This window comes from Roseomonas rosulenta (assembly GCF_016106005.1).
In the GTDB taxonomy this organism is placed as follows: Bacteria; Pseudomonadota; Alphaproteobacteria; order Acetobacterales; family Acetobacteraceae; genus Neoroseomonas; species Neoroseomonas rosulenta.
The window spans coordinates 17,280-30,653 of the sequence record NZ_JACADR010000026.1 but is presented as its reverse complement, the minus strand read 5'-3'; the positions used below and the strand labels follow the sequence as shown (position 1 = coordinate 30,653).

9 protein-coding genes are annotated in these 13,374 nt (G+C 71.4%); all 9 read left to right on the top strand.

Annotation, left to right across the window (positions count from 1 at the left end):
* On the top strand, nt 1-1,262 hold a 1,262-nt coding region (locus HW578_RS05900; protein WP_369407830.1), incomplete at its 5' end, for an ABC transporter substrate-binding protein.
* 6 nt (nt 1,263-1,268) lie between these two features.
* On the top strand, nt 1,269-3,122 hold the full coding sequence (locus HW578_RS05895; RefSeq protein ID WP_198369617.1) for an ABC transporter permease: 1,854 nt from the start codon (nt 1,269-1,271) through the stop codon (nt 3,120-3,122).
* Complete coding sequence (locus HW578_RS05890) at nt 3,092-3,898, top strand: ABC transporter ATP-binding protein (RefSeq protein ID WP_232478711.1); 807 nt, start codon at nt 3,092-3,094, stop codon at nt 3,896-3,898. Before HW578_RS05895 ends, HW578_RS05890 begins: the two co-directional genes overlap by 31 nt.
* Complete coding sequence (locus HW578_RS05885; RefSeq protein ID WP_198369616.1) at nt 3,891-4,604, top strand: ABC transporter ATP-binding protein; 714 nt, start codon at nt 3,891-3,893, stop codon at nt 4,602-4,604. Before HW578_RS05890 ends, HW578_RS05885 begins: the two co-directional genes overlap by 8 nt.
* Before the next feature lie 5 nt (nt 4,605-4,609).
* Entirely contained in the window at nt 4,610-6,625 is a 2,016-nt protein-coding gene (locus HW578_RS05880) for a hydantoinase/oxoprolinase family protein (protein ID WP_198369615.1), read from the top strand.
* Entirely contained in the window at nt 6,625-8,361 is a 1,737-nt protein-coding gene (locus HW578_RS05875; RefSeq protein WP_198369614.1) for a hydantoinase B/oxoprolinase family protein, read from the top strand. Before HW578_RS05880 ends, HW578_RS05875 begins: the two co-directional genes overlap by 1 nt.
* Nucleotides 8,358-9,200 (top strand): FAD binding domain-containing protein, encoded by an 843-nt coding sequence (locus HW578_RS05870; RefSeq protein WP_198369613.1) that lies wholly within the window; start codon nt 8,358-8,360, stop codon nt 9,198-9,200. The genes HW578_RS05875 and HW578_RS05870 overlap by 4 nt, the downstream gene beginning before the upstream one ends.
* The gene (locus HW578_RS05865; protein ID WP_198369612.1) at nt 9,197-11,893 is read left to right on the top strand and encodes a molybdopterin-dependent oxidoreductase; all 2,697 of its coding nucleotides are present in this window, start codon (nt 9,197-9,199) and stop codon (nt 11,891-11,893) included. Before HW578_RS05870 ends, HW578_RS05865 begins: the two co-directional genes overlap by 4 nt.
* Complete coding sequence (locus HW578_RS05860) at nt 11,890-13,374, top strand: 6-hydroxynicotinate reductase (RefSeq protein ID WP_232478710.1); 1,485 nt, start codon at nt 11,890-11,892, stop codon at nt 13,372-13,374. Before HW578_RS05865 ends, HW578_RS05860 begins: the two co-directional genes overlap by 4 nt.

Below are 13,374 nucleotides of genomic sequence, written 5' to 3'. Positions count from 1 at the left end.
CTACGCATGCAGGAGGCCTTCGGATGCAGCGCTTCACCCTCTCCCGCCGCGCGCTCGGCGCCGCCGCCCTGGCGCCGCTCGCGGCGACGGCGCTGGCCCCGCTGGCACGGCCGGCCTTCGCGCAGCCCGCGCCGATCCGCATCGGCGAGCTGAATTCCTATGCTCGCATGGCGGCCTTCGCGGTGCCCTACCGCAATGCGATGCAGCAGGCGCAGGATGCGATCAACGCCGCCGGCGGCGTGATGGGCGGGCGGCGCATCGAATTCGTCTTCCGCGACGATGGATCGACGCCCGGCGACGCGGTGCGCGTGGCGGAGGAACTGCTGACGCGCGAGAATGTGTCGTTCCTCGCCGGCACCTTCCTGTCGAATGTCGGTCTGGCGGTGGCCGACTTCGCGAACCAGCGCAAGCGCCTGTTCCTCGCGACCGAGCCGCTGACCGACGCGCTGACCATGGCGCAGGGCAACCGCTACACCTGGCGCGTGCGACCCAACACCTTCATGCAGACGCGCATGCTGGTGGAGGCCATCCGCGGCCGCAACGTGCGCCGCTGGGCGATCGTCGCCCCCAACTACGAATACGGCCAGTCGGCGGCTGCGAACTTCAAGCGCCTGCTGCCCGCCGCGATTCCCGGCGCGGAAGTGGTGGCGGAGCAGTTCCCCGCGCTCGGCCGCGTCGATGCCGGTGCCACGGTCGGCGCGCTCGGCCAGGCGCGACCCGATGGCATCTTCAACGTGCTGTTCGGCCCGGACCTCACCGCCTTCGTCCGCGAGGGCAATACCCGCGGCCTGTTCGAGCGCCGCACCGTCGTCTCGCTGCTGACCGGCGAGCCGGAATACCTGATTCCGCTCGGCGAGGAGACGCCGGAGGGCTGGATCGTCACCGGCTATCCCTGGGACCAGGTGACCGGCATGCCGGCGCACCAGGCCTTCGTCGAGGGCTACCGCGCGCGCTTCAACGATACGCCGCGCAAGGGCTCTCTGCTCGGCTACGTCACGGTGCAGATCATCGCGAGCCTGCTGAACAAGGCTGGCACGCTCGACAACGAGGCGCTGGTCGATGCGCTGGCCGACCTCAGCACCGACAGCATCGTCGGTCCGGTGGTGATGCGCGGCATCGACCACCAGGGCACGCTTGGCACCTGGGTGGGCGAGACGACGCTGCGCGGCCGCGCAGGCGCGATGCGCAACAGCCGCTACGCGGACGGCGCCGACTTCATGTTCCCGCCGGACGAGGTGCGGGCGGCGCGCCGTTCGGCCTGAGCCCGCGTGGAGTGGGAGTTCCTGCTGGTCCAGTCCCTCTCGGGGCTGGCCAGCGCCTCGTCGCTTTTCGTCATCGCCTCGGGGCTGACGATCGTCTTCGGCGTGACACGCATCGTGAATTTCGCGCACGGGTCCTTCTACATGCTGGGCGCCTATGTCGCGGTCACCATCGTGCCCTGGCTGCTGGAGTTCGACCGGTCGCCGTGGCTGTTCTTCGCCGGCGTGCTGGCCTCGGCGCTGGCGGTGGGCGTGCTCGGCGTGGTGATGGAGGTGCTGCTGCTGCGCCGCATCTACCGTGTGCCAGAGCTGTTCCAGTTGCTCGCGACGTTCGGCGTGGTGCTGATCGTGCAGGACCTGGTGCTGCTGGCCTGGGGGCCGGTGGATATTCCCGGGCCGCGCGCGCCAGGCCTGCGCCATGGCGTCGACATCTTCGGCCAGCGCTTCCCGGCCTATGAGCTATTCCTGATCTTCGTCGGCCCCGCGGTGCTCGGGCTGCTGTGGCTATTGATGCATCGGACGCGCTTCGGCGTGCTGATCCGCGCCGCCACGCAGGACCGCGAGATGGTGGGCGCGCTCGGCGTCAACCAGGCAATGCTGTTCACCGGCACGTTGTTCCTCGGCGCGGCGCTGGCGGGGCTGGGCGGCGCGCTGCAGATCCCGCGCGTCTCGGCGAACCCGCAGATGGACCTGTCGGTCATCACCGAAGCGTTCGTGGTGACGGTCATCGGCGGCATGGGGTCGGTGCCTGGTGCCTTCATCGCTGCCGTGATGATCGGGTTGCTGCAGGCCTTCGGCGTGCTGGTCTTCCCGAAGATCACGCTGGTGCTGGTGTTCCTGCTGATGGCGGCCGTGCTGGTCGTAAAGCCTTGGGGATTACTGGGGCGGCCGGAAGCAGCCGCGGGGCGCGCGGTGCTGCCGGAGGGAATCCTCGATCCCGGGCGGCTGGATGGCGCCAGCCGCATGCTGGTGGCGGTCGCGATCGCAGGCGTGCTGGCGTTGCCGCTGCTGGACGCCTACGCCGTGAAGGTCGGGACCGAGGTGCTGATCCTCGCACTCGCTGCCTTCTCGCTGAACTTCCTGGTGGGCAATGGCGGCATCGTCTCCTTCGGCCATGCCGCCTATTTCGGGCTCGGCGCATACGGCGCGGGGCTGCTGGTGGTGAAGGCCGGCCTGCCGATGGAACCGGCGCTGGTCGCAGCCCCCGTCGCGGGCGGCGCGGCCGCGGCGCTGTTCGGCTTCTTCGTGGTGCGGCTGTCGGGCATCTACCTCGCGATGCTCACGCTCGCCTTCGCGCAGATCGCCTATGCCGTCGTGTTCCAGTGGGTCGAGGTGACCGGCGGCGACAACGGCCTGGTCGGCGTCTGGCCCTCGCGCTGGGCGGCCTCGCGCGAGGTGTATCACTACATCGTCGCGGCGCTGACGATCACCGCCATCATCCTGCTGCGCCGCGTGATCCACGCGCCCTTCGGCGCGACGCTCCGCGCGGCGCGCGATTCGGCGCAGCGCGCGGACGCCATCGGCGTGGATGTGCGCATGCATCGCTGGCTCGGCTTCATCCTGGCCGGCGCGGCGGCGGGGCTGGCAGGCGGGCTCTATGCCTTCTCGAAGGGGTCGATCGACCCAACATTGCTCGGCATCCCCGCGAGCGTGGATTTCCTGTCCATGCTGCTGCTGGGCGGCATCCAGTCGGTGCTGGGGCCGGTGGCCGGCGCGGCCGCCTTCCATGCGGTGAAGGACTTCTTCATGCCGCTGACGGACCACTGGCGGCTGTTCCTCGGCCTGTCCATCATCGCCATGGTTCTCATTTTCCCGCGTGGGCTGGCTGGCGCATGGTCCAGCTTGCGGAGGCGCGCGGCATGATGCTGCTGGCGGCCGAGGGCCTGGTGAAACGCTTCGGCGGCGTACTCGCCGCGAAGGATGTGTCGTTTGCGCTCGAGGCCGGCGAGATGCTCGCCATCATCGGCCCCAACGGCGCGGGAAAGTCCACCACCTTCAACATGGTCGGCGGGCAGTTGAAGCCCGATGCGGGGCGCGTGACGCTGGCAGGGCAGGACATCACCGGCATTCCGCCGCGCGCGGTGTGCCGGCTGGGCGTGGGGCGAACCTTCCAGGTGGCGCAGACCTTCCTGTCCTTCACCGTGCTCGGCAACGTGCAGATGGCACTGATCGCGCATCACGGCGAGACGCGGCGGCTGCTGGTCGATGCGGCTGCGCTGCATCGCGATGATGCGCTGGTGCTGCTCGATCGCGTCGGCATGGCGGCACAGGCGCAGCGCCCGATCGGCGAGCTCGCCTATGGCGACGTGAAGCGTGTCGAGCTCGCCATCGCGCTGGCGGCGGCGCCGCGCCTGCTGCTGATGGACGAGCCCACCGCCGGCATGGCGCCGGCCGAGCGCACCGCACTGATGGCGCTGGTCGCGGGCATCGCGCGGGAACAGCGTATCGGCGTGCTGTTCACCGAGCACGACATGGACGCCGTCTTCGCCCATGCCGACCGCATCCTGGTACTGGTGCGCGGCGAGATCATCGCGCGGGGATCGCCCGACGAGGTGCGCGCGGACCCCGAGGTGCAGCGCGTCTATCTTGGCCATTCCGGCACCCGCGCGGCCGCCCGCGCGCAACGTACCCATGTCTGAACGGGTACTGGAAGTCGCGGGACTGCGCGCCGGCTACGGCCCGGCCGAGGTGCTGTTCGGCGTGGAGCTGCACCTGGCGCGCGGCGAGGTCGCGGCCCTGATGGGCCGCAACGGCGCGGGCAAGTCCACCACGCTGAAGGCCATCATGGGACTGCTGCCGCCGCGCGCGGGATCGGTGCGCTTCGCGGGGCAGGAGATCGCCGGCGCCGCGCCGTTCCGCATCGCGCGGCTGGGCCTCGGCTACGTGCCGGAGGACCGCCGCATCTTCACCGACCTGACGGTGGCGGAGAACCTCGATGTCGGCCGCCGTGCCGCGCCGCCGGGACGCGCGCCCTGGACGCCGGAACGCCTGTTCGCGGTCTTTCCCAACCTGGCCGAGATGCGTCACCGTCGCGCCAGCGCGATGTCGGGCGGCGAGCAGCAGATGCTCACCATCGCGCGCACCCTGATGGGCAACCCGGAAGCCGTGCTGCTCGACGAACCCTCGGAGGGCCTCGCACCCGTGATCGTGGAACAGATGGCCGAAGCCGTGCTGCGCATGAAGGCGGAGGGAATCGCCGTGCTCGTCAGTGAGCAGAGCCTGGATTTCGCCGCCGCCGTCGCCGACCGCGCGCTGATCCTGGAGAAGGGCAGCGTGCGCTGGGAAGGCAGCATCGCCACGCTCGAGGCGGACGAGGATGTCCGCCGTGCCTGGCTGACGGTGTGACACGCATGGCCCGACGCATCGCCGGCATCGACGTGGGCGGCACCTTCACCGACCTGGTGATGCAGGATGCCGATGGCTCCATCCGGATCGCCAAGGTGCCCACCACCGCGGTGAACCAGGCGGGCGGCGTGATGGCGGCGATCGCAGCCGCGGGCACCACGCCGGCAGCACTTGACCTGATCGTCCACGGCACCACGGCGACGACGAATGCGGTGCTGGAGCGCAAGCTCGCGAAGGTCGGGCTGATCACCACGGCGGGCTTCCGCGACGTGCTGGAGCTCGGCCGTCGCACACGGCCCCGCGCCTATGGCATGACCGGCAGCTTCGAACCGCTGATCCCACGCGAGCTGCGCCGCGAGGTCGCGGAACGCATGGATGCGCGCGGCGCGGTGATCACGCCGCTGGACGAGGCCGAGGTGGAGCGCGTGGTGGCGGCGCTGCTCGCCGAGGGCTGCGAGGCGCTGGTCATCCATTTCCTGCATGCCTACGCCAACCCGTCGCATGAGCTGCGCGCCGGCGAGATCGCGCGCGCGCTCTGGCCGAACGGCTACGTGACGCTCGGCCATGCGCTGCTGTCGGAGTTCCGCGAGTACGAACGCGGCACCACGGCCAGCGTGAATGCCGCGGTACAGCCGGTGCTCGACCGATACATCCGACACCTGCAGGACCGCCTGGCGGAAGCCGGGCACCAGCGCGACCTGCTGGTGATGAACGGCAATGGCGGCACGGTGCCGGCGCGTGCCGTGGCTGCGGAAGCCGCCAAGACCGTGATGTCCGGCCCGGCCTCCGGCGTGATGGCGGCAGCCGCGACGCTCACGCAATCGGGCGTACGCAACGCCATCACCTGCGACATGGGGGGCACCTCGACCGACGTCGCGCTGATCGCGGGCGGCGTGCCGGAAGTCTCCGCTGAACTCTCCATCGCCTATGGCCTGCCGATCCACCTGCCGATGGTCGATGTGCGCACGGTCGGCGCCGGCGGCGGATCGATCGCCTGGATCGATCGCGGCGGCATGCTGCGCGTCGGACCGGAGAGTGCCGGCAGCGCGCCGGGGCCGATCTGCTACGGGCGGGGCGGCACGCGTCCCACGGTAACGGATGCGAACCTGCTGCTCGGCCGGCTCGACCCCGATGCGCTGTTGGCGACCGGGCGGCGCGTCGCCGTCGAGGAGGTGCGCGAGGCCTTCGCGCGCGAGATAGGCAACCCGCTCGGCATGACGCCGGAGCAGGCGGCCGAGGCGGTGATCCGGCTGACGAACGTCCTGATGGCGGGCGCGATCCGCATGGTCTCGCTCTCGCGCGGGCATGATCCGCGCGACTTCGCGCTGTTCGCCTTCGGTGGCGCCGGCCCGCTGCATGCGGTCGCACTGGCGCGCGAGATTGGCATTCCGGAGGTCCTCACCCCCTTCCGACCTGGCCTGACCAACGCACTGGGCTGCCTCGTGGCCGATCTGCGGCAGGATGTGGTGAACACGCTGAACCGCGGCCTGGACGACATCGCGGAGAGCGAGATCGCCGCCGTGCTCGCCGCACAATCCGAACGCGCACGCGCCGCAGTCGAGGCCGGCGGCGCCGAGGTGGAACGCATCGAGACCCGCCACGTGGCGGAGATGCAGTTCCGGGCCCAGACGCACCTGATCCGCGTGCCGCTCGCCTCCGCCGCGCCGTCGCGCGCCGAGGTCCAGGCCGCCTTCGAGGAGGCCTATTTCGCTCGCTTCCAGCTGCGCCTGCCCGAGATCCGCGCCGTGCTCGTGAACCTGTGCACCTGCGCAGTCGGCCGCCGCCCGGCCTTCGACCTTCGGGCACTCGCCGGCGGCGGTGGGGTGGCGCGGCTCGGCACGCGCCGTCTTTACGCCGACGGCGCCTGGCACGAGGCCACCGTGTGGCAGCGCGAAGGCCTGCACGAGGGCACCTGCATCGAAGGCCCCGCAGTGCTGCAGCAGGCCGATGCCACCATCATCCTCGAACCCGGCAGCACGGCGGTGGTCGATGCGCTGGGCAACCTCAGGATCAGCGCGTGATGGACGCCCTCACCCTCGCCGTCATCCAGGCCGGGCTCACGCAGGTCTGCAACGAGATGGACCTGGCCTTCTCCCGCGCCGCCTTCTCCCCCGTGATCGCCGAGGCCGACGACCGCTCCGACGGCATCTACGCGGCCGAGGATGGCGCGCTGATCGCGCAGGGCGAAGGCGGGCTGCCGGTCTTCGTCGGCGCCATGCAGCACAGCGCGGGGCACATCATTCGCCTGATCCGCGAGGGCGCGGTGGCGCCGCCCGAACCGGGCGACGTGTACATCGTGAACGACCCCTACCTCGGCGGCACGCACCTCATGGATGTGCGCTTCGCACGGCCCTTCTTCGTGGACGGGAAGGTCTACTGCTGGTTGCAGAACACCGGCCACTGGCCCGATACGGGCGGTATGGTGCCGGGTGGATTCTCCGCGCACGCCACCGAGGTCGAGCAGGAAGGCCTTCGCCTGCCACCTGTGAAGCTGTTCAAGCGCGGGGAGATGGATCGCGAGATCCTCTCCATCATCCAGTCCAACATTCGCGTGGCGGAGCAGCGCATCGGCGACATCAAGGCACAGGCGGCCGCGCTTCTCGTCGGCGAGCGGCGGCTGAACGAACTGGTGGCGCGCTACGGCGCCGCCACGCTGCGCGACGCCATCTCCCTGATCCGCGAACGCGCCGCGGAGCGCATGCGCGCCGAGATCCGTCGCATGCCCGAGGCTACCTGGCACGCCGAGGCCTTCGTCGATTCGGATGGCGTGGTGGATGAACCGCTGCGCATCGCGCTCGCCGTGACACGCATGGGCGACAAGCTGACCTTCGACTTCACCGGATCGTCGAAGCCTTGCGCAGGCCCGATGAATTCCGTCTGGGCCACCACCTTCTCCGCCGTCTGCCTCGGCGTGAAGCACATCTTCCCGGACGTGCCGATCAATGCCGGCACCTTCGCACCCCTGAACATCATCAGGCCCGAGGGCACCTTCCTCGATGCGCGCTACCCGCGCCCGGTCAGCGGCTGCGCGGCGGAAGTCAGCCAGCGGATCGCCGAGGCCGTCTTTCTCTGCCTGGTGCAGGCCCTGCCGGACGAGGTCACGGCCGCGCCCGCCGGGACCTCCGGCAATTTCGCGCTGGGGGGCACCGATCCCGCACGCGGGGCCGGCTACGTGATGTACCAGATCACCGGTGGCGGCTATGGCGGCAATGCGCGGGAGGACGGCCTCACGAACGGCTGCTCGACCATCGGCATCAGCAAGACCGCGCCGGTCGAGGTGATGGAACAGTACTACCCCGTGCGCTTCACGCGCTTCGCGCTGCGTGAGGGTTCGGGCGGCGCCGGGCTGCATCGCGGCGGCTTCGGCGTGCACTACGAGGTGGAACTGCTGCGCGGCGAGGCGCGCGCATCCTTCGTCATGGACCATGGCCGCTTCGGCCCGCCCGGTGTGCTCGGCGGCGGCGACGGCGCGCCGAACGAGGTGCGCATCCACCGCGACGGCACCACCACGATCCCGCTGCATCTCTCGAAGGACCAGGGCATCGCGCTGGCCCCCGGCGACCGCGTGGAGGTGCGCACGCCCGGCGGCGGCGGCTATGGCGATCCCTTCGCGCGCGATCCGGCGCTGGTCGCGCGCGACGTGCGGCGCGGCTACTACGACGCGACGCAGGCGGCGGCGCTGTGGGGCGTCGTGATCCAGAATGGAGCGGTCGATGCGGCCGCGACCGCCACGCTGCGCGCAGGCCGCGCGGCATGATGCCGTATCACCGCCCGCGCAGCCTTGCAGACGCGCTTGCGCTCCGCGCCGCGACCGGCGCGCTGCCCCTGGCCGGAGGCACTGACATCCATCCGCTGCGCACCGCGCGCGCCGCCTGGGGCGAGCCCTGGCGCACGCCGATCCTCGACCTCTCGGCCGTGCCTGGACTGGATGGCATCACCGAGACGGCCGAGGGCTGGCGCATCGGCGCGCGCACCACCTGGACGACGATCGCCGAGACCTCGTTGCCGCCGCTCTTTGACGGGCTGCGCGCCGCAGCGCGGGAGGTCGGCGGCCGCCAAGTGCAGAACCGCGGCACCATCGCCGGAAACCTTGTGACCGCCTCGCCGGCCGGCGACGGCATCCCGAATCTCCTGGCGCTGGACGCGAGCGTCGAACTCTCCGCCACGACCGGCACGCGCCGCATGCCCGTCGCGGATTTCATCACCGGATATCGCGCCACCGCGCTCGCGCCGGGCGAGATCGTCACCGCCCTGCACATCCCGCGCGACGACGGGGCGCGGGGGCGCTTCGTCAAGCTCGGCGCGCGGCGTTACCTGGTCATCTCCATCGCCATGGCTGCGGCGGTGCTGCGCAGCGAGGATGGCCGCATCGCGCAGGCGCGCATCGCCATCGGTGCCTGTTCGCCCGTGGCGCAACGCCTGCCGGAACTGGAGGCGGCCTTGCGCGACGTGGAACTGGCCCGGGCGGCAACGGTGCCGCGGGCCGCGCATCTCGCAACGCTCGCGCCGATCTCCGATATACGTGCCTCAACCGAATACCGGCAGAACGCGGCACTGGCGCTGCTGCGCGATCTGCTGGCGGGCTTCGCGGCATGATCGAACTGCTGGTCAATGGCGCGCGCCACGAGGTCGCCGCCGATCCCTTCGCGCCGCTGTCCGACACGCTGCGCGAGGGACTCGGCCTGACGGGCACCAAGGAAGGCTGCAACGCCGGGGATTGCGGCGCGTGTACGGTGCTGATGGATGGCGCGCAGGTCTGCGCGTGCCTGGTCTCGACCGCGCAGGCCGAGGGGGCGGCCATCACCACGATCGAGGCCGCCGACCCGCTGCTGGACGCGCTGCGCGCCGCCTTCCTCGCACGCGGCGCGGCGCAGTGCGGCGTCTGCACGCCGGGGATGCTGATGGCCGCGCTCGACCTGCTGCGGCGTAACGTCGCGCCGGATCGCGCCACGGTGGAGGATGCGCTGGGCGGCGTGCTGTGCCGCTGCACCGGGTACCTGCAGATCATCGAGGCCGTGCTGGATGCGGCGCGCGGCACGCCCGCCCCTGTTCCAGCCAGAGCTTCCGTCGGCGCAGCGATCCCGCGCCTGGATGGCGCGGCAAAGGTCGACGGAACGGAACGCTACGGCGCCGATACCGCGCCTGAGGATGCGCTGTGGCTGCGGGTGGTGCGATCGCCGCATGCCCGTGCGCGCTTCACGCTGGGGGACCTCGAGGCGGCACGGGCGGCACATGGCCTCGCCGCCATCCTCTCCGCGCGGGACGTGCCGGGCGTGAATGCCTTCGGCATCATGCCCAACCTGAAGGACCAGCCCGTGCTGGCCGAGGGTGAGGTCCGGTTCCGCGGCGAAGCGGTGCTGGCGCTGGTCGGCACCCGCGCCGCGGTCGAGGCGGTGCGCCATGCCGACCTGCCCATCGCCTGGGAGCCGCTGCCGGGCATCACCGGCACGCGCGTCTGGCAGGCCGATGCCGATGACGCGCCGCAACTCCACGCCCATGCGCCGCGCAACGTGCTGGTGCGCGGGCGCCTCGCCCGGGGCGACGCCAGGCGCTCCGGCGGCGCGGCCGGCGCGCTGCGCGTTGTCGAGACCTCCTTCGTCGAGCACGCCTATATCGAACCCGAGGCGGGTCACGCCCTGCCGACCCCCGAGGGCGTCACGGTCATCGCCTGCACCCAGGCGCCCTACATGGACCGGGAGGAAACCGCCCGGGTCGTCGGCCTGCCCGAGCCGGCGGTGCGCATCATCCCCACCGCCTGTGGCGGCGGCTTCGGCGGAAAGCTCGACGTCTCCATCCAGCCTCTGCTCGCGATTGCCGCGCGCAGGCTCAACCGCCCCGTGCGGGTGGTCTATTCGCGCGGCGAGAGCATGGCGAGCACGACCAAGCGCCACCCCGCGCGTCTGACGGCCTTCCTGAACGCCGACGCCGAGGGCCGCTTCACCGGCTTCGGGATGGACGCCATCTTCAACACCGGCGCCTATGCCTCCTGGGGCCCGACGGTCGCCAACCGCGTGCCGGTGCACGCCTCCGGCCCCTATCGTGTGCCGAATGTCGCGAACCAGTCCGTCGCGCTCTACACCAACGACACGCCGGCCGGCGCCTTCCGCGGCTTCGGCGTGCCGCAATCGGCGATCGCGACGGAGTGCCTGGTCGACGACATCGCGGAGGAGCTCGGCCTCGACCGCTGGGAGATCCGCCGCCGCAACGCGCTCGGCAAGGGCGACGTCACGCCATCGGGCCAGGTGTTGCACGCCTCGGCCGGGCTGCCCGCCTGCCTCGACGCGCTGAAGCCGGACTGGGAGGCGGCGCTGGCGCGCGTCGCGGCGCACAACGCCACGCAGCCGCGCGAACGGCTCGGCGCCGGCATCGCCTGCATGTGGTACGGCTGTGGCAATACCGCGATGACCAACCCGTCCACCATGCGCATCACGCTCGCGCGCGACGGTACGCTCACGCTGTTCAACGGCGCGGTGGACATCGGGCAAGGCAGCACGACCGTCATCGGGCAGATCGCGGCCGAAGCGCTCGGCCTGCCTCTTGCGGCGTTGCGACAGGTGGTGGGCGACACGGCGCTGACGCCGGATGCGGGCAAGACCTCGGCCTCCCGGCAGACCTTCGTGTCCGGCCGCGCGGCCGCGGACGCCGCGAAGGCGCTGCGCGCCCGGCTGCTGGCGCTGGCCAATGCCGGCGACGGCGCGGCGCTGTCGCTGGACGGCACGCGGCTGACCGTACGGGACGCCCACACCACGCGCGTCACCGACCTCGCGGCGCTTGAGGCCGACATCACCGCGGAGGCACGCTACGATCCGCCGACCGTGCCGCTCGATGCCGATGGCCAGGGCGTGCCCTACGCGACCTATGGCTTCGCCGCGCAGGTGGCGCTCGTGCGCGTGGACACGGTGCTGGCGACGGTGAAGGTGGAGGAGATCGTGGTGGCCCAGGATGTCGGCCGCGCGGTGAACCCGCTGCTCGTCATGGGGCAGATCCATGGCGGCGTGGCACAGGGCCTGGGCCTGGCGCTGATGGAGGAATTCATCCCCGGCCGCACCGAGAACCTCCACGACTACCTGATCCCGACTGCCGGCGACATGCCGCGCATCCGCATCCACCTGGTCGAGGACCCCGAGCCCGAGGGGCCCTTCGGCGCCAAGGGCGTGGGCGAACCCGCGCTGGTGCCGACCGCGCCCGCCATCCTCTCGGCGATCCGCCACGCAACGGGTGTGTGCATCACGCAGGTGCCCGTGCTGCCGCACCGCCTGCACGCCGCGATGAAGGGGCACCGCGCATGACCAGCCGCGCCGCGCGCAGCGCGCAGTTCGGCGCGACGGAGGGCGAGGGCATCATCCGCTGCGATGCCTGCCCGGTGCTGTGCCGAATCCGCCCCGGCCGCGCGGGTGCGTGCGCGCGCTACGCCAACCAGGATGGCGTGCTGGTGCGCACCGATCCGGTGGTCGCCCTCGCCCATGCGGTGGACAGCAACGCCCCGCTGGTGCCCTTCGCGCAGCAGGAGTGGGACGGCGCGCTGCTGGATCCCGCGCGCGCCTTCCTCACGGGCGTCGGCTCCGGCACCACCTATCCCGACTACAAGCCCGCGCCCTTCATCGTCGGCAGCACGCACGACGGTGTGGACACCGTCACCGTCGTGACCGAGGGCATGTTCAGCTATTGCGGCGTCAAGGTGAAGATCGACACCGATCGCCACCTCGGCCCCGAGGCGGCGGCGGTGCGCGTGAATGGCGAGCAGGTCGGCCACGTCACCACCGCCGAATACGGCTCCCAGATGCTGTCCATCGGCGGGGTGCGGCACCTCACCGGCGGATCGAAGAAGGAAGGCGTGGTCACCTGCGACACGCTGCTGAAGCTGTGCGGCGCCGAACCCGTGGAGGTCACCATCGATGGCGGCCACGCGGTAGTGGTGCAGGCCGGTGCGGCGCCCATCGTGGACGGCACGCCCGAGACGCGCATGCGCGTGGGCTGCGGCAGCGCGGCCATCGGCATCTTCGCGCAGCAATGGGCGGGCCATGTGGACGAGGTGATCGTGGTGGACGACCACATCACCGGCGTGCTGACCGAGCACCAGGCGGGGCGGGTCCTCGACATGCGCCCCGCCGGCATACGGGTGCGCGGCCGGCGCTCCACGCCTGGGCGCTACTTCCAGGTGGCGCAGCCGGGGCTCGGCTGGGGCGGCACCGACATCACCGATCCGCTCGCGATCATCGAGCGCATCGACCCGAAGCTCGCCTGGCCCGGCCTGCGGCTGCTGTTCACCAGCACCACCGGCGACCACGCGCTGTATTGCGTGCTGGACGATGCGCTGCGCCCCGTGGCGGCGGAGATGCCGGCGGCGGTGCGCGCCGTGGTCGATCGCATCGGCGAGAATTGCGAGCCCTCGCTGTGTTCCGTGCTGTTCATGGCCGGTGCGGGCGGGTCGCTGCGCGCCGGCGTCACCGAGAACCCGGTGCTGCTGACACGCTCCGTCGCGCGCGGGGAAACGCGCGTCACCATGGGCGGCGCGCCGGTCTACCTGTGGCCGGGCGGCGGCATCACCGTCATGGCCGATGTGCTGCGCATGCCGAAGCGCGCCTTTGGCCATGTGCCCACGCCCGCCATCGTCGCACCCATCGAGTTCACCCTGCCGCGCGCGCTGTACGAACGCCTGGGCGGCCACATGGACCAGGTTCAGCCGGTCGAGGCGGTGCTGCGCGGCCTCGGCGAGGACCTCCGCGTCGGGACCTGGCACCCCGCGAATCCCTGGCCCTTCGCGCGCTGA